Origin of the sequence: Parabacteroides gordonii MS-1 = DSM 23371 (genome assembly GCF_000969825.1) — a bacterium.
GTDB classification, from domain to species: Bacteria; Bacteroidota; Bacteroidia; order Bacteroidales; family Tannerellaceae; genus Parabacteroides; species Parabacteroides gordonii.
The window spans coordinates 1,048,109-1,070,258 of the sequence record NZ_KQ033920.1 but is presented as its reverse complement, the minus strand read 5'-3'; the positions used below and the strand labels follow the sequence as shown (position 1 = coordinate 1,070,258).

The window sequence follows — 22,150 nt, the reverse complement described above, 5'->3', positions numbered from 1 at the left end:
AAGATGGATAAAAAAGAATTACGTATTGTATATATGGGCACTCCCGACTTTGCCGTGGAGAGCCTGCGTGCCCTGGTCGAAGGGGGATATAATGTAGTAGGAGTGATCACGATGCCGGATAAACCGGTAGGACGTCATGGCAGCGTTTTGCAACCGAGTCCTGTAAAGGAATATGCTTTGTCGCAGAATCTTCCGGTATTGCAGCCGGAGAAGCTGAAGGATGAAGCGTTTATTGCGGAATTGCGTGCCTTGAATGCCGACCTGCAGATTGTGGTTGCTTTCCGTATGTTGCCGGAAGTTGTGTGGGATATGCCGCGCTTCGGAACGTTCAACCTGCATGCTTCGTTGTTGCCGCAGTATCGTGGTGCAGCCCCGATCAATTGGGCGGTTATCAACGGTGATACTGAAACCGGAGTTACAACGTTCTTCCTTACGCATGAGATCGATACCGGAAAAATTATCCGCCAGAAACATCTTCCGATTGCGGATACGGATAATGTAGGAGTGGTGCATGATGCTTTGATGACGATAGGTGCAGGACTTGTTACCGAAACAGTCGATCTTTTGCTGGCAGGTAAAGTAGATGCCATTCCGCAGGAAGAATTCTTTAAGGATGCTGCCGAGCTTCGTCCGGCTCCGAAGATATTTAAAGATACTTGCCGTATCAACTGGGGGCAGCCTTTAAAGAAAATCTACGATTTTATTCGTGGTTTATCTCCCTATCCTGCTGCCTGGACGGATCTGGTAGCTCCCGATGGAAGCCGCCTGGCACTGAAGGTTTATGAAACAGAGAAGCATCCGGCCTCTCATAACCATGCAACGGGCACTATCCTGACAGATGCGAAGAGCTATATCGATGTAGCCGTCAAAGATGGATATATCCGCCTTTTATCCCTTCAGTTGGCGGGAAAGAAACGGATGGGCGTGAAAGATTTCCTGAACGGTAACAAACAAATCGGGGATTTCACTGTAGAATAAGAATGGGAGAGACCAGACGTATCATTTATATCATACTGGGGTCTTTCTTCCTGATATTGGGGGCAGTGGGCATATTTGTCCCATTGCTTCCGACTACTCCTTTCTGGCTGTTGACCTGCTGGTTTTATCTTCGCAGTTCGGAAAAGTTGTACAACCGGGCGATGAGCAACCGTTATTTCGGTAATTACATCAGAAACTTTCTGGTAGATAAGGCCATCCCTTTACGCTCGAAGATCATTTCTGTTTCGATCATGTGGCTCTCTGCCATCCTGACCTCTCTTTATTTGATTGAATATCTCTGGGTAAAGATATTGTTGATACTTATCAGTGCCGGGGTAACCTGGCATATCCTTTCTTTTCCTACCAAGAAGAAGTGATCCCTCAAAATAATAGTTCTTTTCTTTTTTTCCTGTATTCACCGGGGGTAATGCCGTAATGGTTTTTGAAGACACGCGAGAAATAGGCATCGTCATAGAATCCCAATTGATAGGCTATTTCCTTTATACTGTATTCATTATTCAGGAGAAGGGGAAGTGCTGTATTCATCCGCAGCAATGAAATGTAATTGGCCGGGGTGGTCTTTAATGCTTTGGTGAATATCCGGTGGAAATAGTTCGGTGAAATGTTACAGCAATCAGCCAGCTCCTTCAGCCGGACAGGTTCGGTAAAATGTTCCTTGATATATAGAATTGCCGGTTCGATCATGCGGATCGAGTAAATTTCCTGTGGCGATGTCCAGGGATATTTTTCCAACAGGGAAACGATCATGGACTGGATACCCGCCTGCATACGCAATGACTCGAGGAAATAGTCTTTGTAGGAAGCCGGCTCGCCGGAGACCAATACTTCTATATTCGCCAGCGAGTTACTAACGAGATCCATTATCCCGGTAAAATTGACGACTAACGGCATCGATAACAGGCTGTGATGTATGACCAGGTCTTTCGGGATGAAATGAAGCCAGTTGGTGGAAAAAGAGTGTCGGCATTGCTGGGCTGCCAGCTTGCTTCCGTTAATAAAATACAGGTTTCCGCTTTCCAGTAAATATTCCTCGTTTTCATCGGAGAGAAAGAGCTTTCCTTCCGTGATCTGGTATATCTTGAAGCAGTTGTCTATATCCGAGTGTTTCTTATTCCAGGAATTGTTGCCTGTGTAAGTTCCTCCCGTAAGAATGTCGATCGTATGGCTTAAATGAATCATATTGCTGTTGTCTGGAATAAGATTGTACAATAATAGCCAAAAATTATACAATCCGTATGTGAAAAGGAATATTTATTTTTGCTGATACTAAATTCTAAATGTGATATCATGAAAACAATAGCAGGAAATTTGTTCGTTTGGTGTGCGATTATATTATGTGTATTTTCCGGTTGCGGTCAGAAAAAGGCTACTCCTGATCCGGTCAGGGCGAAGGAAGTGGCTGATCTTCGTTTCGGAATGTTTATCTGCTGGTCGTACAGCACATTCTCCGGTAAGGAATGGACGGGTGAACCGCACGATGTCTCCTTCTTCCGGGCTACTTCCTGTAACACCGATCAATGGGCCAGAACGGCTAAAGAAGCGGGAATGAATTATATCTTGTTCCTGACAAAGCACCATGACGGTTTTTGCCTGTGGGATACCCAAACAACCGACCTGAAAGTGACTAATGCCCCGCTTAAGACTGATGTTTTGAAACAGTTGCGTGCTTCATGCGATAAATATGGTATAAAACTGGCTCTGTACTTTTCGGAAGGGGATTGGAATTGGGAAGGTGCCGAACGCGGACAAAGCCAGAAAGGCGGAAGTAATCCGGACATGAAAAAAGCCCAGCTGAAAGAATTACTGACCCAATACGGCCCGGTGGAATTTATCTGGTTCGATCATGCCGTAGGCGATGGGGGGCTTTCGCATGAAGAAACAACGGCATGGGTACATCAGTTTCAACCCGATTGTTTTGCCGGTTATAATCATGGGGCACCATCCGGTCGTTTGAGCCTGCGTGAACGGGGATGTGCAGGACCTCTAGGTGGCGACAACTTAACCTGGGTGGAAGATGCCGGAAAGAATGAAAAGGCTTATGACGGTTATCTCGTGGCTGAATTTACTTATCCGTTGCTGCCACCCCACGAAGGTGGTGCAGACTGGTTCTATTCTCTGCCGCAACATGACTCGTTGGTTTTTCCGGCAGAAAAAATCTATAAGGATTATAAGGAGGCAGTTGAATATGGAAATATCTTTTCATTGAATATCGGCCCGGATTATAACGGGAATATTCGTGAGATAGACTGTAAAGTGCTCCGGGAAGTGGGGCGCATGATAAAAGAGAATAAATAGAAAATTCATAATCTGTATGAAAAAACTGGATAACTTGTTACTGGGAGTTGCCTTTTGTTTCCTGATAGCTTGCAGCAACAAGCAAAAAGAGATATATGTCAACTCTTGTGCCTTCCCGGAAGGGGCAAGTGTAGAAGAGAAAATCCGCTTATCGGCTCATGTTGTTCCCTCTGCCCGGCAGCTGGAATGGCAGCAAATGGAGTTTACCGGCTTTATTTGTTATGGTGTAAATACTTTTACCGACGTGGAATGGGGTACCGGAAAAGAAGATCCGGCAATATTTAACCCGACAGAACTGGATGCCGGGCAATGGGTACGTACAGCCAAAGAGGCCGGTATGAAAATGATCTTGCTTACCTGTAAACACCATGACGGTTTTTGCCTGTGGCCATCGGCCTATACGGATTTTTCAGTTGCCGCGACTCCTTGGAAAGAGGGGAAAGGTGATTTGGTGCGTGACGTTGCGGAAGCTTGTAAGGAGCAGGGAGTGAAGTTTGCTGTTTATCTGTCTCCGTGGGATCAGAATCATCCGGACTACGGAACTGAGCGGTATAATGATTTCTTTGTTGATCAGCTGACGGAACTTCTAACGCAGTATGGCCCTGTGGCTGAAGTCTGGTTTGATGGTGCCTGTGGCGAGGGGCCGAACGGTAAAAAGCAGGTATATGATTTTAAACGTTACTACGATGTGATCCGTCGTCTGCAACCTCAGGCTGTTATTGCTGTTATGGGGCCAGATGTCAGATGGGTGGGAACAGAGAGTGGTTACGGTCGCGATACGGAATGGAGTACGTTACCTGTTACGGCTACCAGTCTGTCGGATATCGCCGAGTCGTCCCAGCAGGAAGCGGGAAGCGGTACATTCCTGCCGGTAGGAAATATGATGGAGGATGATCTGGGTAGCCGTAAGTTGCTGGCTGATGCCAAAGGTGTGATCTGGTATCCGTCTGAAGTGGATGTCTCTATCCGTCCGGGCTGGTATTATCATGCTTCCGAAGATACATTGGTTAAGTCTCCTCAGAAACTGATTGATATTTATTATAGCTCGATCGGAAAGAATTCGTTATTACTATTGAACCTGCCTCCCGACAAACGGGGATTGATCCATGAGAATGACGTATCCAGTCTGATGAACATGCAGCGGATACTGCGAAAGACTTTTGAAAAGAATCTGATTGCCGGAGCCGGAGTGTCTTCCGGTAATATCAACCGGCTGGTCGATGGACAGTTGGATACTTACTGGCAGGGTTCTCCCGGTAAGAACGTACTGGAGATATCCTTTGACGGGGATCAGGTTTTCGATCGGCTTCTTTTGCAAGAAAATATAACCGAAGGACAACGGATAGAACAGTTTGTTCTGGAATGCCTGGTTGGAGATAGTTGGATACCGGTAACGGAAGGGACGACAATAGGATATAAGCGGATTCTCCGGTTTGATCCGGTGCGTTGCAGTAAGGCACGTATCGTTGTCCGTGAATCGAGGGATGTCCCCCAGATATCAGAAATAGGTTTTTATAAGGCATCCGGCGAAGAAGCAATGACGGAATAATCTCTTTCACAAGAATAAGGTCTTACAGATATTTATCTGCAAGACCTTATTTTATTTAACAATTGAATGAATTATCGGCAGATGATATATCTTTCTCAAATTCACTCTTTAGTTGGTCGACCCACTTCCTGATTCGTTCATCTGTCTTATCGGGTTGGTTTTCGATATCCAGTGCCAATCCCATGAACATTCCTTTTTTCAATGCCTGAGATTGGTTGAAGTTATATCCTTCAGCAGATGTATACCCTATCAGGATTGCTCCCCGGTTAACAAATGCTTCTGCCAGATAACCGATCGCATCGACAAAATTATCCGGATATTTCACCTGATCTCCTAATCCGAAAACGGCCACTTTCTTTCCTTTCAGGTCGGCTGATGTTATTACCGGCATTATTTCATCCCAATAAGTCGGTAATTCCCCGTCAAACCAGGTTGACGAACCGGCAATGATGTGGTCGTATGCCTCGAAATCTGCTTCTCCTGAATTCTCAACCGGGATAATATCGACCTGGACATCATGGAATGCTTCTTTTAGTTTTTGGGCGACTGCTGCTGTCTTTGCTGTAGACGAACCATAAAATAATCCTATCTTTTTCATATCTCGTTATAATTAATAATCCAACAATTCTTTGGCTGCCTTATAAATTTTCTCTTCATCCGGAAGGATCGCTTTTTCAAGTACCGGATGGAAGCCTACCGGCGTAAATATCGAACCGACCCGCTGTATAGGGGCATCCAGATACCGGAATAACTCCGATCCGATTATACTGGCTATTTCTGCTCCGAAGCCGGAGAATACTTTGTCTTCATGTACAATCAGAACCTTACTTGTCTTTTTTACAGACTCGAATATCGTATCCTTATCCAGCGGGATCAACGAACGGATGTCGATCACTTCCACATTCCGGTCGTGTTCTTTCTGTAGGCGTTCCGCAACATTAAGACAGAGGTGTGTCGTGTTACCATAGGTGATGATACTCATGTCTTCTCCCGGCCGACGGATGCGAGCTTTACCGAAAGGAACCTCGAAGTCGTCGGGTACAACAGTTGCCGCTTCTGTGGCATTATAAAGAGCTTTGGGTTCCAGGAATAATGTGAAACCTTTGGAACGCATACTGGTGCGAAGCAAGCCGGCTGCATCATCGGCAAACGAAGGATAGACGATACGTGCTCCCGGCAAGGTGGTCAACGCACCTTCTATAGTTTGGGAATGATACAAACCTCCGCCGATGTAGCCACCGGAGGCTAGTCGCAGGGTGATATTTGGAGTAAACTGTCCGTAACTTCTCCAGTATTCATGCGTACATTCCACATATTGTTCGACAGCAGGCCAGAAGTAATCGGCAAATTCCGCTCCTTCAATTACGACATGTATTTTCGGGTCGAACCGGCACATTCCATTCGCTGATCCGACGATATAATCTTCTGCAATCGGAGCATTGAACACGCGTGTGTCTCCAAATTCCTGTTGCATGCCTTTCGATATATTGAATACACCGCCTTTGTCTTTGTTGGCAATATCCTGCCCCCAGATGAAAGTGTCCGGGTTGTGCCGGAATTCGGCTTTCAAGGTTTTATTGATGGCGGTAGCCAATGTTTCCTTTTCACCGGCTTCGTTTTGTACTCCGTCTATATATTTCTTTGGAATATAAGGTTCCGGTAATACGAAATCGGTGACGGTGGCAGGATCCGGATCTGGGGCTGCCAGTGCTTTCCGGTTGGCTGCACTCAGGTCTTTTTTAGCCTTTTCTTCGATCTCCTTCAGTTCTTCTTCGGTGAAACGTTTATAACGGAGAAGCATACGGCGGAACTTCTGCAAAGGATCGGCGGCCTTTACATAGTTTAATTCGTTCTCATCCCTGTACAAGGTATGTTTATCCGAGTTGGAGTGGGAGCCGATACGGACACAGTTCGCCTGTACGATCACCGGAATCCGGTTGAGTGCATACTCTTTAGCTTCCGTCATGGCATTCATCGAGTCGAACACGTCTTTACCGTTGCAATGAATAATCTTCAGGTTCTTAAAGCCGGAGAAGTTATCGGCTACTTTGCGATTGGCCGTTTGGTCTTCTTTCGGTACGGATATTCCGTATCCGTTATCCTGAATAACGAATATAACCGGTAGTCTTTCCGTACTGGCTCCGTTAATCGCTTCGTATACGAACCCTTCGGATGTGGCCGACTCACCGTGGGAGGTAATGGCTACTCCTTTGTGCTTGTAATAAACCATTGCCCTGCCTACACCGGCGGCATGCAGGTCGTGGGTACCTGTGGCGGAAGATATGTTTTCGATATTCCATTCCATTTTTGAGAAATGGTTCGACATATGGCGTCCGGCACTTGTCAGGTCGGTTGCTTTTGAGATCCCGTTCAGTATGATCTCTTCAGGAGTCATTCCGGCCGATAACACCGTGAGCATATCCCGATAGTAGGGGAACAGGAAATCTTCTCCTTTTTTGAATACCTGTCCGATCGCCAGCTGAATGCCATCATGTCCCGCATAAGGAGCATGATACGACCAGCCCAGCGATTGTAACAGGTAAGAAGGGGCCTTTTCATCGAGAGCCCGTCCTAATGTCATCAGATAAAACCATTTTTTCAGGGTTTCCTTGTCTGTATTCTTTATATCGTACTTTTTCATTTTTGAGCATATTAATTATTGATTCCAGTTTTCCAGATAATCGGCGATACGGCGCAGGAATGTTCCGCCCAATGTTCCGTTGATGATCCGATGGTCGTATGACAACGAGAGGTACATCTTATGGCGGATACCGATCGTGTCGCCTTCCGGTGTTTCGATCACGGCTGGTTTTTTCTCGATGTAACCGACTCCCAGTATAGCAACCTGGGGCTGGTTGATAATCGGTGTACCGAACAGGTTTTTGAACGTGCCGAAATTAGTGATCGTGAAAGTGCCTCCCTGTATATCGTCCGGAGCCAGTTTGTTATCACGGGCTTTGTTTGCCAGTGTATCTATGGCAACAGCCAGGCCGTTCAGGTTTAACTTGTCGGCATCATGAACAACCGGGACGATCAGATTCCCATCATTTAATGAAACGGCAATACCTACGTTAATATGTTTTTTCAGGATCATCTGGTAACCTTCTACCGACGCGTTTACCAGTGGAAAATCGGCCAAAGCTTTGGCTGTCGCTTCTGTAATGGCCGGCATATAAGTCAGGCTGATGCCCTCGCGTTTTTGGAAAGCCTCTTTATTACGGGTACGCCATTGTACCAGTTTGGTGACATCTACTTCCACAACTGTAGTAACATGTGGGGAAACCTTCTTGGATAACACCATGTGGTCTGCGATAATACGACGTACACGATCCATTTCGATGATCTTGTCTTCGCTGGTCGCTGATGACGGGGTGGAAGCGACAGAAGGAGCAGCTGCCGGGGTTGCTTTGGCCTGTACGGCCGGTTGTACTTGCTGTTTTGTCGTTGTGCTCTTCTTTCCGGAAAGATAATCTTTCATATCTTTCTTGCTCAGGCGTCCCATATAACCGGTTCCCGGGATATGATCCATTTCCTCCTTGCTCAGATTAGCTTCCTGTGCCATTTGGAGAACGACAGGCGAATACCATCTTTCCTCTTCTTTAGCGGCCACCACACTTGCGCTCGTTGTACTGTCTGCTTCTTCCTGGAGTGTAGTACTATTGTCCGGGATCTCTTCTTCAGATCCTTCCAGTTGGATGATGGCGACAGTCGTACCTACAGTAACCGTATCGCCTTCATTAAATAATATCTTAAATACTTTGCCGGCAACGGGAGAAGGGATCTCCGCGCTTACTTTTGCCGTGCTTACTTCGAAAAGCACATCATCCTCATTTACCTGATCACCAATTTTAACAGACCAGGAGATAATGGTTCCTTCTGTAACGCTTTCGCCCAACTTGGGCATTTTTATTTCAAATGTAGCCATAGTTAATTAATCTTTTTGCTTTTGTTCTTTCGCCGGATAAGGTCTGTCGACCTCTATGCGTTTTGTTTTACTCTATCGTTAAATTAGAACAAAGGTCAGACAAGGAAAGTTCTATTTTACAGAGGGTAAGTGTTGTAAATCCAGTTTTTGTCGGCATATTTGTTATTCCTTAACAACCGGATATTCTCCAGATCATCCTGGCTGAATTCGTAATAACGATTATTCTCGTTGTTGTTGAAGAAATAATCCATCAGCAAGCTTTTAAATGCATCGATAGTGGTTGGCTGCGGAAGTAAACCGGACAGGTTGGTGACCGGGCTTTTAACCGATTTGACGAAATAAGGATGTGGAATAGCCTTGTCGGAAGAAGGGATGTCTGACGGTTGTAGGGATCGGTTTAGTACATCCAGGTCTGTCGAAAATAACAAGGTGGCATGATGCATCATCCTGCGTTTGTGAATGGCCTGGGCACTGCCGGATATTTTCAATCCGTCAATGGTTAAGCCTTGTCGTTCATCTGCCCGTGCATGGACTCCGACAGTTTCGAGAAAACGGATTATATTTTCAGTGAACCGGATGGAGTCGATCTGGCTGCTGTTCTCAATGAAGGTAAGGTTCAGGTTTCCCATATCGTGGTATACCGCACCTCCTCCGGAGAAACGGCGGGCGACTCTGATCTGTTTTTCCTTTATATATTCAAGATCCGTTTCCGCCCATATATTTTGATGTTTCCCAATAACGACAGCCGGTTCATTCTGCCACAGCATAAAAATATCTTCTGAAAAGTTCTTTAAAAGATATTCTTCCGCAGCAAGATTGAACCAGGCGTCTGTATGGATGTTGTAAATGCAAAGCATTACATGTATAAACTTTCATGTATAACTTCTCCGACTGTCGGGTGGGGGAAGATATTCTTTTTGAATTGTTCGGTCGTATAACCGTTTTCCACAGCTATACCGGCGGCAATAATGATTTCGGATGCCGGATTTCCAAGCAGGTGGCAACCGATGATGCGATCGTCCGTATCGGTAATCAGTTTGCATAATCCCGTACCGGTTTCGTTCTCGGCCATAAAACGACCTGAATAAGTCATTGGGATCTTCACTACATTATATGTCATGCCTTCTGCTTTCAATTCTTCTTCTGTTTTTCCTACACCAGCTACTTCCGGGTTGGTATAAACGACGGCAGGGATAGCTTTATAGCTCATCCGGTCTTCACGTCCCAACAAATGGTTAATAGCCACTTCCGCTTCCCTGTAAGCTGTATGGGCCAGCATGGAGAAACCGGTGATATCGCCACAGGCATACACATTCGGATGTGAGGTTTGCATGTATTCGTTCACTTTCACACCGTTACGGAGAAGTTCGACCGACAGCGTTTCAATTCCCAGGTTACGGATGTTGGCTTTGCGGCCTACACTGACCAGTATTTTATCTGCTTCAATCTTTTCTGTCTTACCGTCTTTTTCCACGATCACACTGTCCTGTGTAACCTCGATCACTTTTGTTTCAAGGAAAAACTCAACACCTCTCTTGGAATATTCTGCCCGTAGCATGGCTGAAGCTTCCTTATCCATAGCCCCGAGTATCTCCGGCATCATTTCGATCACCTTCACTTTGACGCCCATACTATTAAAGAAAGAAGCAAATTCGATACCGATAACTCCACCGCCGATAATAGCGATCGACCGGGGAAGTTCTTTCATATCCAGTGCCTCTTTGGAAGTCCAGTAATCTACCTCCGATAATCCTTTAATAGGAGGGATGATCGTTTCCGAACCGGTACACAGCAGGATATTTTTAACAGCAAACACTTCCTCGCCACACTGGATCAGGATATATCCATCTTCTTCTCCCCGGATCAAAGCTTCTCCCTGCACGATTGTCACACCGTTGCCGTTCAGTTTGGCCTTGACACCGAGTGTCAGTTTCTTTACGGTCTTATTTTTTCGTGCAATGATTTTACCCAGATCGAAGCCCGGAGCAGCATCCGCCTGTATTCCGTATTTGGACGCACTTTTTATGCTATCCAGTATTTTGGCTGAATATAATAACGTCTTGGTGGGGATACACCCCTCATTCAGGCAGACTCCTCCAATGGCATTTTTCTCAAAGAGAATAGTTTTTAACCCATTTTCGGCTGCCCGTTCACCGGCAGTGTAACCCGCCGGCCCTCCACCGATAATGGCTATATCGTATTTCATAATGGATGAACTTTAATTATTTGAAAATCAAAACGCGCTCTTTGAGTGGTCTGAACTCTTTCTCGCCCGGTTCTTTGGTCGGTGTACCGAACGGCATTTGTGCAATTAATTTCCAGTTCGGGTTGATGTTCCATTCTGCCTGTACCCTTTCATCGATCAATGGATTGTAATGTTGCAGGGAAGCTCCGAAACCGGCATCTTCCAGCATCGTCCATATAGTAAACTGATGCATTCCGGATGTTTGTTGCGACCAAATGGGAAAATTATCTTTATAGCCGGGGAATGCCTTTTGTAAATTCTCCACCACTTCCATATCTTCATAGAACAGGATCGTGCCATATCCGCAGTCGAAGCTGGTGTTTATCTTGGAAAGAGTTTTCTCGAACGCATCAGCCGGAACGATCACACGCAGAGCTTCTTTTGTTATATCCCAAAACTTCTTGTGATTTTTGCCCAAAAGGAGAACGACCCTTGTCGATTGTGAATTGAATGCCGAAGGTACGTTTGTTACTGCAAAATCGATAATCTCTTTAATTTCATTGTCCGAAATAGGAGAGCTGTTAGTGATGTTATAATAGGTTCTCCTGTGCTTAACTGCTTCTTTAAAATTTTTAGCCATAATTTCTGTAAGTATTTATGTTTATTATCATTAGTAAAACCAATAATGTAATACTTTTGTTGCACGGATGTATATATATAAGTATAGGTGAAATTTATTGGAGAAAAATATGGTATAATAAAAAATATTTTTTACCTTTGCGCCCTGTAAAGAGAGAAACTCTATTAGAATCTTCGTTCTGATCATGATGCTAGTTCGGAAAGGGAAGACAGATAGCAGGAGTTGTAATTAATTTATTGCGTTAATAAAAAAAGAAGATAGCAATGTCTAAAATTTGTCAAATTACCGGAAAGAAAGCAATGGTTGGCAACAACGTTTCTCACTCTAAGAGAAGAACGAAACGTAAGTTTGATGTTAACCTGTTTACTAAAAAGTTCTACTGGGTAGAACAGGATTGTTGGGTTAGCCTGAATATTTCAGCCGCAGGCTTGCGTACTATCAATAAGCTGGGCTTAGATGCAGCAATTAAAAAGGCAGCTGAAAAAGGTTATTTAAACGCTTAATTTGGAGGAAAGAAAGAAATGGCAAAGAAAGCAAAAGGTAACAGAGTTCAGGTAATCATGGAATGTACTGAACACAAAGAAAGTGGTATGCCGGGTACATCCAGATACATCACTACAAAGAATAGAAAAAATACAACTCAGAGATTGGAACTGATGAAATACAATCCGATCCTGAAGAAGATGACTTTACACAAAGAAATTAAGTAATAGGAGATTTTAAACGATGGCAAAAAAAGCAGTTGCAACATTTAAGAAAGGTGACGGTCGTACTTACTCAAAAGTAATTAAGATGGTTAAGTCTCCGAAAACTGGTGCTTACATCTTCCAGGAAGAAATGGTTCCTAACGAAATGGTAAAAGATTATTTCGCGAAATAATTTTTAACTACATAAAATACGAAAAGAGGCTCTCCCGCAGTGGAGAGCCTCTTTTTTTGTTCTTTTCTTTAAGGATAAAAGAACACATATAATAATGCTCCAAATCAAATATTTTTTTACTTTTGTATGGGCGTTTATGACGCATCGCAAATAATATGTACAATAATAAAATTAATAATATAAACAATTAAGAACCATGAGATTTGATGTATCCAGCACTGCGCTGTTATCCCGTTTGCAGTCTATCAGCAAAGTTATTGCGTCTAAGAACTCTTTACCGATCCTCGACAGCTTTCTATTCGATTTGGATGGTAATAAACTGACTATAACAGCTTCGGATGCTGAAACACGTCTGGTTACTTCTGTTGAGGTGATGAATTCAAAAGGTGCCGGACTTTTCGCTGTTTCTGCTAAGATACTGCTCGATCCTTTGAAAGAATTGCCGGAGCAACCGCTTACTTTCGACATCAACGACGAGAACCTGGAGATCTTTATCCATTTCCAGAACGGTAAATATAACTTCATCGGACAGAAAGGGGATACTTATCCGCAGCAGAAGCCGCTGAATGATAATGCAATCGCTATTGTCGTTGAGTCGCAGATGTTGTTGAATGGTATTAGCCGCTCTTTGTTTGCTACAGCCGACGACGAACTTCGTCCGGTCATGAACGGTGTTTATTTCGACATCCATACAGACGACCTGACTTTTGTTGCTTCAGACGGGCATAAACTGGTTCGTTTGCGTAACCTGTCGGTGAAATCGCCCGAAAGAGCTTCTTTTATCCTTCCGAAGAAACCGGCTAACCTGTTGAAGAATGTCTTGGCTAAGGGGTCGGAAATGGTAAGTATCAAGTTCGACGACAATAACGCTTATGTGAATTGCACGAACTTCGAAATGGTTTGCCGTCTGATCGAAGGCCGTTACCCGAACTATAACAGTGTAATTCCGCAGGAAAACCCGTTTAAGGTAACGATCGACCGTGTATCGTTCCTGAATGCCCTGAAACGTGTATCCGTATTCTCTAACCCGGCAAGCAGCCTGGTTAAATTACAGTTGAAAGAAAGCGAAATGGTTGTTTCCGCTCAGGACATCGACTTCTCTACCTCTGCGGAAGAAAAGATCGTATGCCAGTTCGACGGAACAGAGCTGAATATCGGTTTCAAGGCTACTTACCTGATTGAAATATTGAGTAACATTAATTCGGAAGAAGTAATTCTGGAATTAGCAGACCCCTCACGTGCCGGCCTGATCGTTCCTGCTGAAAACGAAGAGAACGAAGACTTGCTGATGCTGCTTATGCCGATGATGTTGAATGACTAACAAATAAAAAATGCAATTAAACTTAAAAAACCCGATAGTCTTCTTCGACCTGGAGACTACGGGTATAAATATAGTAAAAGACCGTATCGTTGAAATTTCCTTTGTAAAGGTTCACCCTAACGGCAAAGAAGAGACGAAGACGAGAAGGATCAATCCGGAAATGCCCATTCCACCGGAGTCTACCGCTATTCACGGCATTACGGACGAAGATGTAAAAGATTGCCCTACTTTTAAAGAAATAGCCAAATCGCTGGCCGCACAGATCGAAGGTTGCGACCTGGCCGGATACAACTCCAACCGTTTCGATATTCCTTTGCTGGCTGAAGAATTTCTTCGGGCAGGTGTGGATATCGACCTGAATAAACGTAAGTTCGTGGATGTACAGACTATCTTCCATAAGATGGAACAGCGTACATTGTCGGCTGCTTATAAGTTCTACTGTGATAAAAGCCTGGAAAATGCCCACACGGCAGAAGCTGATACAATGGCGACTTATGAGATCTTGAAGGCACAGTTGGATCGTTATTCTGATTTGCAGAACGATATCGACTTCCTTTCCAAATATTCCAGCTTCACGAGCAATGTGGACTTTGCAGGCCGTATGGTTTATAATGAGGATGGAAAAGAGGTGATCAATTTCGGTAAATACAAAGGAAAGCTGGTGGAAGAAGTACTGAAAACAGATCCCGGCTATTATTCCTGGATCATGAACGGTGATTTCCCGCTGAACACCAAAAAGATCCTTACAGAAATCAAATTGAGAGGTTTTAATTCGAAATAACAGCAATGAATAACTTTGAGTTTGCTAATCCCGTGAAAGTTGTTTTTGGGAAAGGTACGATTGCACGTTTATCCGCTTTGATCCCTGCCGGAAGCAAGGTGCTGATGGTGTACGGAGGCGGAAGCATTAAAAAGAACGGTATTTACAACCAGGTGACGGATGCGTTGAAAGGCTTTGAGGTTACGGAATTTCCGGGTATCGAAGCTAACCCTCATTATGAAACCTGCATGAAAGCAGTAGAGATCGTCAAAGAGAAAAATATTGACTTTCTGCTGGCTGTGGGCGGTGGTTCGGTGATCGATGCCACCAAGTTTATTGCAGCCGCTTATTATTACGAAGGAGAACCCTGGGATATTCTTTCGAAAGGTGGAGTGATAAAACAGGCATTGCCATTGGGCGCTGTCTTGACTTTATCGGCTACCGGCTCCGAAATGAACGAACGCTCTGTTATCTCACGTGTCGAGACTCGCGAGAAACTGAATTTTGCCAGTCCGTTAGTCTTCCCTCAGTTCGCTATCCTGGATCCGGAAGTGACCTATTCATTACCAGCCCGGCAGGTGGCAAATGGCGTTGTAGACTCATTTATTCATGTCGTTGAGCAATATCTGACTTATCCGGTCAATGCTAAAGTACAGGATGCTTTTTCAGAAGGTCTGATGAAAGTGATCTATGAAGAGGGTATCAAAGTACTGGATCACCCGAACGATTACGATATCCGTGCCAACCTGATGTGGGCTGCTACCAATGCGCTGAACGTATGGATCGGGCAGGGTGTACCGCAGGATTGGTCGTCCCACCGGATGGGATATGCTTTGACTGCTCAGTTCGGTCTCGATCATGCACAGACGCTGGCTATTCTGTTGCCGGGAGTTATGACTTATATGTTCAAGGAAAAACAGGTGAAGCTGGCCCGTATGGGTGAAGTTGTTTTCAATATCACCGAAGGAACTGAAGAAGAACGTGCCCGTAAAACGATTGTGGCTTGTGAAGAGTTTTTCCGCCGGATGGGATTGAAAACCCGTTTGAGCGAATGTGGTATTAAAGAAAGTGATCTGGATGCACTTGCCGCCCCGGTAGATAAGCAGGGCTGGCATTTGGGTGAACACCATAATATTGACAGCAAGGTGACACGCGACATCCTGATGCTGCGTTTATAAAAGAAAAGATGCTGAAAGGTAAACATATCATATTAGGAATTACAGGAAGTATAGCTGCTTACAAGGCTGCTTATATTATCCGTGCCCTGGTGAAGAAAGGAGCCGAAGTGCAGGTTGTTATTACTCCTGCCGGGAAAGAGTTTATTACGCCGATAACGCTCTCTGCATTAAGTAGTAAGCCGGTTATCAGTGAGTTTTTCTCTAACCGCGACGGTTCATGGAACAGTCATGTCGACCTGGGGTTATGGGCGGATGCCATGCTGGTGGCTCCGGCTACGGCTTCGACGATCGGCAAGATGGCAAATGGTATTGCAGATAATATGTTGATCACGACCTATCTGTCATGTAAAGCTCCGGTATTCGTAGCTCCGGCTATGGATTTGGATATGTTCGCTCATCCTTCCACACAGCAGAACCTGGATCGTCTCCGTTCGTTCGGAAACCATATCATCGAACCGGCCGAAGGCGAACTGGCCAGTCATCTGGTTGGTAAGGGAAGGATGGAGGAACCGGACAAGATTATCACTGTCTTGGAGGAGTTTTTCGCTTCTCAAACCGTCCTTGAAAAAAAAAAGATTGTAATAACAGCCGGCCCGACGTACGAAAAGATTGATCCCGTACGTTTTATAGGTAACTATTCTTCTGGGAAGATGGGATTTGCATTGGCAGAAGCCTGTGCAGCACAGGGAGCGGAGGTCACGCTGATAGCCGGTCCGGTATCGTTGGCAACCGTTCATCCGAATATACGCCGGATCGATGTGGAGTCGGCCGACGAGATGTATGAAGCGGCTATGGCTGCCTATCCGCAGGCCGATGCCGGCATCTTATGTGCTGCGGTGGCCGATTACCGTCCGGAGGTACAGGCTGACGAAAAGATCAAACGGGAAAGTAAAGGAGATATCACGCTTCATCTGGTTCCGAACAAGGATATTGCCGCCTCTTTAGGGGCAATCAAACGGAAGGGACAGGTTCTAGTGGGTTTTGCATTGGAGACGAACAATGAAGCCACGAATGCCGAGAGTAAGCTGAAGCGGAAAAACCTCGATTTCATCGTTCTGAATTCACTTCGTGATGCAGGTGCCGGTTTCCGTTGCGATACCAATAAGATATCCATCATCGACAATAAGGGAGAATCGACCGGCTATCCGCTGAAAAGTAAACAGGGGGTGGCAACTGATATCGTAAACAAGTTGGCAACATTATTGAAATGAAAATGATTAAAAGACTGTTATTCCTGTTCCTGCTGGGGACTATACCTTTTACTGGTAAAGCGCAAGAGTTGAATGCCCAGGTCAAAATCAACAGAGACAAGATCCAGGGTACCATGACGGTGTTTGAAACACTGGAAAAAGCCTTGACCGAGTTCATCAACAACCGTAAATGGACGGATGCTACCTTCGCTGTAAACGAACGGATTGACTGTACTTTTAATATCATTATCAACGAAAAGCCTTCCGACAATAGTTTTAAGGCTGAAATACAGGTTCAGGCACGTCGTCCGGTCTATAATTCAAGTTATACGACTACACTGCTGAACTTTCGTGATACTCAGCTCGACTTCGATTATACGGAGTATGACCCGTTTGAATATACGGAAAACTCCCTGACAAGTAACCTGACGGCTACACTCGTCTTCTATATTTATACTATTCTGGGGCTCGACTTCGATAGCTTTGCTCCTAAGGGGGGAAATCCTTTCTTTCAGCAGGCGCAGCAGATCGTAACCCTGGCGCAGGCGCAGGTATCATGGAATGGCTGGAAGGCTTTCGATAACGACCGTAACCGTCATGCACTGGCTACAGCCCTGACGGATAATACTTCCGATACTTTTCGTGATATGTGGTACAACTATCACCGCAAAGGTCTCGATGAAATGGCGGCTAATTCCGATCGCGCTCGTACGACAATCATATCTTTGTTGCCGGTCATGGAAGAGATAAAGAAAACCCGGCCGAACTCTGTCCTGTTGCAGATGTTTGCCGATGCCAAGTTGGACGAAGTAGTCTCCATCTATTCTAAAGCGACAACAACGGAGAAACAGGAGGGGTATAAGATGCTTTCCAACCTCTATCCGGCGATGACTACCCGTTTGGAGGCACTTAAAAAATAAAATTGAACTATGCTGAAGTCTTTATTTATACAGAACTTTGTCTTAATAGATAGTCTGGATATTCAGTTTGATAACGGCTTTTCGGTGATCACCGGTGAAACGGGAGCCGGAAAGTCTATTATTTTAGGGGCATTATCTTTGGTGCTCGGTCAGCGTGCGGATGGAAAGAGTATAAAGAATGGCTCCGATAAATGTGTGATCGAAGCGACCTTCGATGTCTCCAAATATCAGTTGGAAGAGTTTTTCCATACGAATGACCTGGAGTATGATCCCGAGATCTGTATCCTTCGCCGGGAATTATTCGCCTCGGGTAAATCGCGTGCTTTTGTAAATGATTCGCCTGTATCCCTGAATGTCATGAAAGAGTTGGGAGGACGTCTGATCGATATCCATTCACAGCATCAGAACCTGTTACTGGGCGATAATCGCTTCCAGTTGAAAGTGATCGATGTAATGGCGGAAAATGAAATCCTGCTGATCCTGTACCGTAAAGAATACCAGCGCTACCAGTCGCTGAAGAGAGAACTTCGGGTTATAACGGAAAAGGCCGACCAGAACCGGCAGGAAGAAGATTATATCCGTTTCCAACTCGAACAACTGACTGAAGGCCGTTTGGTCGTCGGAGAGCAGGAAGAATTGGAGCAGGAATTGGAAACATTGTCGCATGCCGAAGATATCAAAGGTTCGTTATATAAGATAACCGAGTTGCTGAACGGTGAAGAGCAGGGCAGTGTCCGCCTTATCAAGGAAGCGCTTTCTACGGCCGACTCGCTGGAACGCTATTACCCCAGGGCAAAGGAAATTGCAGAACGTTTGCGTTCCGCCTATATCGACCTGAACGATCTGGCTTCCGAAACCGATGTGTTGAAAGAAGATGTGGAGTTCAGCCCCGAACGCCTGGATTGGGTGAACGAACGTTTGAACACCCTTTATACCTTGGAGCAGAAACATCGTGTTTCGACTGTTGAAGAGTTGATCGCCATACAGGATAAATATACGGAACAGCTTCGTGATATCGACTCGTTCGACGAACAGATCGATGCCATAAAGGCTCAGTTGGAGATATCCCATCAGGAACTGCTTCAGCAGGCTGCCGTATTGAGTGAGCAACGTAAGATCGCTTCCCGTGCGATCGCTTCCCAACTGGTGGAAATGGTTATTCCGCTGGGAATGCCCAATGTTCGTTTTGCTGTCGATTTTGTTGCCCGTCCCGAACCGGAAAGCGATGGAATGGACGATATTCGTTTTCTTTTCTCCGCCAATAAGAGCGGAGAGTTGCAACCGGTGGCACAAACGGCATCCGGTGGTGAAATATCCCGCCTGATGTTATGCATAAAAGCAATGATTGCCGGATTTACTGCTCTTCCTGCAATTATTTTTGATGAAGTAGACACAGGTGTTTCCGGAGATATTGCCGATAAAATGGGGGATATTATGCAGGATCTGGGTGCAAAGATGCAGGTGATCACCATTACGCACCTGCCACAGATTGCCGCAAAGGGCAAAGATCATTTCTTTGTCTATAAGGAAGATACAACAGAACGTACGATTACCCGTATCAAGAAACTGAACAAGGAGGAGCGTATAAAAGAAGTAGCCCGTATGTTGAGCGGTGCTTCTTTGACAGGAGCCTCTATCGCCAATGCGAAAGAGTTGTTGAAGGTGAAACGCTGATTTCACCGTTAAACCATTTCATCCGGGATCGGTCATAGTAGTAATTACTAACTAAAAACTAAAAGTCATGAAACGGATTTACCTATTATGTATGTTGATGTTATTGTGTAGTTTGCCGGGACAAGCTCAGTTTTGGATCAGTTTTGGTTGGAATGAACCACATTGCCAGAGTTGTCTTTGGATGGAACAGGCAATGCGTTTGAATGGCCGACAAGCAGCCGATTATCATAATATCGTTCATAAATATGGCCAGAAGATAGAGAAAGAAGCCCGTAAACATTACCGTTACTGGGATCAGTCGGCCAAGAAGATCTTTAATCTGCGTATGGAACGCGACCGTAAGTTGCAACGTGTTCTTTCTCCTTCACAGTTCCGCCTGTATGTGCGCTTCGTCCGCGAACGTCCGCAGCGTATCCACGATTATCAGGGATGGTATAATAATCCTAATTATCCCGATTACCGCCCGTCGCATGTTTGCTGGCGTTACGAAGATCATTACTGGTATAATGAATGGGTATACAGTAATGGACGATGGAATGGACGTTTTGATGACGGTAAATGGTATCCGGGTAAATACGATAGCCCTGGTCATCGGAACCACCGCCCTGATAGATACGATCGTCCGTCCCGTCCTGATCACAACCAGCATTATGACAGACCGTCCCGTCCGCATAATGACCGGTATAGCAAGGACAAGAAGTCTGATAACAGAAGAGATCGTGACAAGGCCAGGGATGATAAAGACCGGAAAGAAAAGGATAAAAAAGACAAGAAAGAAAATAAACGTCAGGAAAGTAAACGTTCTGAAGTGTATCGCAGAAGCTGAAATCCGGTAACAGAACTTTCATGAACATGAAAGAACGCTTCATAGTCCACCGGAATTAGGATATATCGTTAAAAATCGTACTTTTGCATTGCAGTAAAAGTAGACGGATGTTCAGAGTCAATAAGCAGATATTATTATTTATAGCCGGTTGTGTTTGGATCATAGCCGGAGCTAATATTCTGCGTATCGGAATTCTTACCTGGATGCATGAAGCCCATTATTCAGTATTGAAAGTAGGAGAAGCAGTTATCGTATTTGTGTTGTTTCTTAATTTTGTATTTCTACGTTTATTCAGGAAACATAGCCGGCGTATTGCCCAAAAGGGAGAAAAGAATTGTCCTTTCTCTTTTTTTGATGCTAAAGGTTGGATTGTAATGATTTTTATGATCACTTTAGGCGTAGGAATCCGCCATTCCCGCATATTGCCCGATTCTTTTATTTCCGTTTTTTATACCGGTCTTTCTTCCGCTCTCATCATAACCGGTATATTATTTCTTATTCAAAGCGTGAAGGAAGGTCGAAACAGTAAATAATGTTTGTATATTTGTATCCGCATTTTAAAGAAAGAATACAGTTAATATATATTTGATGAAAGAGAACGAAATGGTATTCGGCATACGTGCCGTGATTGAGGCTATCCAGGCCGATAAGGAAATAGATAAAATTCTTGTAAAGCGTGAGCTGCAGGGCGACCTTTCCCGTGAACTGTTTGAAGTACTGAAAGGGCGTGAAATACCTGTTCAACGGGTTCCGGCAGAGCGTCTGGATCGCTTGACCCGGAAGAACCATCAAGGCGTGATTGCATTTATTCCGGCGGTAAGCTATCAGCGTCTGGAAGATATCATACCGTTCGTTTATGAGCAGGGGAAAAACCCTTTCATCGTACTTTTGGACGGAATTACCGATGTCCGTAATTTCGGAGCGATAGCCCGTACCTGCGAATGTGCGGGAGTCGACGCTATTGTCATTCCGGCAAAGGGAAGCGTTACCGTCAATGCCGATGCCATCAAGACATCTGCCGGTGCCCTGCATGTATTACCTGTTTGTAAGGAGAAGAGCATTTCGGAAGCGATCCGTTTCCTGCAGGCAAGCGGAGTGAAAGTATATGCTGCGAGTGAAAAAGCGTACGAAAACTATACAGCTATCAAATATGAAGGCCCGGTAGCCATCGTGATGGGAGCGGAAGATACGGGTGTTTCGATGGACAACCTGCGTATCTGCGACAGCATGGTGAAGATACCTCAGTTCGGTACGATCGGTTCGCTGAATGTATCGGTAGCAAGTTCTATTTTGGTTTACGAGGTGGTACGCCAGCGTATGAATGAAGAACAAAACAACTAATAGATAAAACACAATGAAAAAAGTTATTGCAACAACAAATGCACCTGCCGCAATAGGCCCTTACAGCCAGGCAGTACAAGTAGGAAATATGCTGTTCGCTTCCGGACAGCTGGGTATCGATCCGGTTACAGGCAACTTCGTGGAAGGGGCTGTGAAGGAACAGACCGCTCAGGCTTTTAAGAACGTCAAGGCTATCCTGACAGAAGCCGGATACAGCATCGACGATGTGGTGAAAACTACAGTATTCCTTGCTGATATGGGCGATTTCGTAGCCATGAACGAGGTATATGCTTCACAGTTTGAAGGCACTTTCCCGGCTCGTTCGGCTGTAGCTGTAAAAACGTTACCGAAGAATGGTCTGGTAGAGATCGAAGTGATTGCTGTAAAGGCTTGATAATCATAGTTGAAAAAATAAGGGACTTTTGGATTCAAAAGTCCCTTATTTTGTTCTTAAAAGTCTAGTCTTAA

24 protein-coding genes are annotated in these 22,150 nt (G+C 44.9%); 17 read left to right on the top strand and 7 right to left on the bottom strand.

Annotated elements, in window-relative coordinates; translation table 11 throughout:
• The first annotated feature begins 3 nt into the window (after positions 1–3).
• Together fmt and HMPREF1536_RS21435 are read left to right on the top strand one after the other, a co-directional pair.
• A complete protein-coding gene (gene fmt / locus HMPREF1536_RS21440; protein WP_028729113.1) occupies positions 4–978 on the top strand; it encodes a methionyl-tRNA formyltransferase in 975 nt (324 codons plus the stop codon).
• 2 nt (positions 979–980) lie between these two features.
• Positions 981–1,355 (top strand): YbaN family protein, encoded by a 375-nt coding sequence (locus HMPREF1536_RS21435; RefSeq protein WP_028729114.1) that lies wholly within the window; start codon positions 981–983, stop codon positions 1,353–1,355.
• A 4-nt stretch (positions 1,356–1,359) separates the two neighbouring features.
• Here the strand turns inward: HMPREF1536_RS21435 and HMPREF1536_RS26755 are convergent, their stop codons facing one another.
• Entirely contained in the window at positions 1,360–2,178 is an 819-nt protein-coding gene (locus HMPREF1536_RS26755) for a helix-turn-helix transcriptional regulator (RefSeq protein ID WP_052349888.1), read from the bottom strand.
• Between the two features lie 108 nt (positions 2,179–2,286).
• On the opposite strand from HMPREF1536_RS26755, the gene HMPREF1536_RS21425 reads away from it, so the two are divergent.
• Both HMPREF1536_RS21425 and HMPREF1536_RS21420 read left to right on the top strand, forming a co-directional pair.
• Positions 2,287–3,294, top strand: coding sequence for an alpha-L-fucosidase (locus tag HMPREF1536_RS21425; protein ID WP_147337533.1), 1,008 nt, complete (start codon positions 2,287–2,289; stop codon positions 3,292–3,294).
• Between the two features lie 16 nt (positions 3,295–3,310).
• The gene (locus HMPREF1536_RS21420; protein WP_028729116.1) at positions 3,311–4,843 is read left to right on the top strand and encodes an alpha-L-fucosidase; all 1,533 of its coding nucleotides are present in this window, start codon (positions 3,311–3,313) and stop codon (positions 4,841–4,843) included.
• 55 nt (positions 4,844–4,898) lie between these two features.
• On the opposite strand, the gene HMPREF1536_RS21415 is transcribed toward HMPREF1536_RS21420, so the two are convergent.
• The 6 genes from HMPREF1536_RS21415 to HMPREF1536_RS21390 all read right to left on the bottom strand — a co-directional run bounded on the left by HMPREF1536_RS21415 (position 4,899) and on the right by HMPREF1536_RS21390 (position 11,593).
• Positions 4,899–5,441: a flavodoxin gene (locus HMPREF1536_RS21415; protein WP_028729117.1), complete on the bottom strand. Its 543-nt coding sequence runs from the start codon at positions 5,439–5,441 to the stop codon at positions 4,899–4,901.
• A 12-nt stretch (positions 5,442–5,453) separates the two neighbouring features.
• A complete protein-coding gene (locus HMPREF1536_RS21410) occupies positions 5,454–7,484 on the bottom strand; it encodes an alpha-ketoacid dehydrogenase subunit alpha/beta (RefSeq protein ID WP_028729118.1) in 2,031 nt (676 codons plus the stop codon).
• Between the two features lie 15 nt (positions 7,485–7,499).
• On the bottom strand, positions 7,500–8,768 hold the full coding sequence (locus HMPREF1536_RS21405) for a dihydrolipoamide acetyltransferase family protein (RefSeq protein WP_028729119.1): 1,269 nt from the start codon (positions 8,766–8,768) through the stop codon (positions 7,500–7,502).
• 116 nt (positions 8,769–8,884) lie between these two features.
• Entirely contained in the window at positions 8,885–9,625 is a 741-nt protein-coding gene (locus HMPREF1536_RS21400; protein ID WP_028729120.1) for a lipoate--protein ligase family protein, read from the bottom strand.
• Entirely contained in the window at positions 9,625–10,974 is a 1,350-nt protein-coding gene (gene lpdA / locus HMPREF1536_RS21395; protein WP_028729121.1) for a dihydrolipoyl dehydrogenase, read from the bottom strand. The genes HMPREF1536_RS21400 and lpdA overlap by 1 nt, the downstream gene beginning before the upstream one ends.
• A 16-nt stretch (positions 10,975–10,990) precedes the next feature.
• Positions 10,991–11,593 carry a nitroreductase family protein gene (locus tag HMPREF1536_RS21390; RefSeq protein ID WP_028729122.1) on the bottom strand — a complete coding sequence of 201 codons (603 nt, stop codon included), beginning with the start codon at positions 11,591–11,593 and terminating at the stop codon, positions 10,991–10,993.
• Positions 11,594–11,856: 263 nt separating this feature from the next.
• Between HMPREF1536_RS21390 and rpmB the strand changes: the two genes are divergently transcribed.
• The 13 genes from rpmB (at position 11,857) to HMPREF1536_RS21330 (ending at position 22,076) form a co-directional block, all read left to right on the top strand.
• Positions 11,857–12,096, top strand: a complete 240-nt coding sequence (gene rpmB, locus HMPREF1536_RS21385) for a 50S ribosomal protein L28 (protein WP_005638129.1) — start codon at positions 11,857–11,859, stop codon at positions 12,094–12,096.
• An 18-nt stretch (positions 12,097–12,114) separates the two neighbouring features.
• Positions 12,115–12,303, top strand: a complete 189-nt coding sequence (gene rpmG / locus HMPREF1536_RS21380) for a 50S ribosomal protein L33 (RefSeq protein ID WP_007657199.1) — start codon at positions 12,115–12,117, stop codon at positions 12,301–12,303.
• Between the two features lie 16 nt (positions 12,304–12,319).
• Positions 12,320–12,472, top strand: a complete 153-nt coding sequence (locus HMPREF1536_RS27235) for a DUF4295 domain-containing protein (protein WP_081693391.1) — start codon at positions 12,320–12,322, stop codon at positions 12,470–12,472.
• 196 nt (positions 12,473–12,668) lie between these two features.
• Complete coding sequence (dnaN, locus tag HMPREF1536_RS21375) at positions 12,669–13,793, top strand: DNA polymerase III subunit beta (RefSeq protein WP_028729123.1); 1,125 nt, start codon at positions 12,669–12,671, stop codon at positions 13,791–13,793.
• 10 nt (positions 13,794–13,803) lie between these two features.
• Entirely contained in the window at positions 13,804–14,574 is a 771-nt protein-coding gene (locus HMPREF1536_RS21370; protein ID WP_028729124.1) for a 3'-5' exonuclease, read from the top strand.
• Between the two features lie 5 nt (positions 14,575–14,579).
• The gene (locus tag HMPREF1536_RS21365) at positions 14,580–15,731 is read left to right on the top strand and encodes an iron-containing alcohol dehydrogenase (RefSeq protein WP_028729125.1); all 1,152 of its coding nucleotides are present in this window, start codon (positions 14,580–14,582) and stop codon (positions 15,729–15,731) included.
• 8 nt (positions 15,732–15,739) lie between these two features.
• Entirely contained in the window at positions 15,740–16,942 is a 1,203-nt protein-coding gene (gene coaBC / locus HMPREF1536_RS21360; RefSeq protein WP_028729126.1) for a bifunctional phosphopantothenoylcysteine decarboxylase/phosphopantothenate--cysteine ligase CoaBC, read from the top strand.
• Positions 16,939–17,841, top strand: a complete 903-nt coding sequence (gene porD, locus HMPREF1536_RS21355; protein WP_028729127.1) for a type IX secretion system protein PorD — start codon at positions 16,939–16,941, stop codon at positions 17,839–17,841. The genes coaBC and porD overlap by 4 nt, the downstream gene beginning before the upstream one ends.
• A gap of 9 nt (positions 17,842–17,850) precedes the next feature.
• Entirely contained in the window at positions 17,851–19,515 is a 1,665-nt protein-coding gene (recN, locus tag HMPREF1536_RS21350) for a DNA repair protein RecN (RefSeq protein ID WP_028729128.1), read from the top strand.
• Positions 19,516–19,582: 67 nt separating this feature from the next.
• The gene (locus HMPREF1536_RS21345; RefSeq protein ID WP_028729129.1) at positions 19,583–20,341 is read left to right on the top strand and encodes a hypothetical protein; all 759 of its coding nucleotides are present in this window, start codon (positions 19,583–19,585) and stop codon (positions 20,339–20,341) included.
• A gap of 107 nt (positions 20,342–20,448) precedes the next feature.
• Positions 20,449–20,874 (top strand): hypothetical protein, encoded by a 426-nt coding sequence (locus tag HMPREF1536_RS21340; protein WP_028729130.1) that lies wholly within the window; start codon positions 20,449–20,451, stop codon positions 20,872–20,874.
• 55 nt (positions 20,875–20,929) lie between these two features.
• Positions 20,930–21,682: a 23S rRNA (guanosine(2251)-2'-O)-methyltransferase RlmB gene (gene rlmB / locus HMPREF1536_RS21335; RefSeq protein WP_028729131.1), complete on the top strand. Its 753-nt coding sequence runs from the start codon at positions 20,930–20,932 to the stop codon at positions 21,680–21,682.
• Between the two features lie 13 nt (positions 21,683–21,695).
• On the top strand, positions 21,696–22,076 hold the full coding sequence (locus HMPREF1536_RS21330) for a RidA family protein (protein ID WP_028729132.1): 381 nt from the start codon (positions 21,696–21,698) through the stop codon (positions 22,074–22,076).
• The last annotated feature ends 74 nt before the right edge of the window (positions 22,077–22,150 follow it).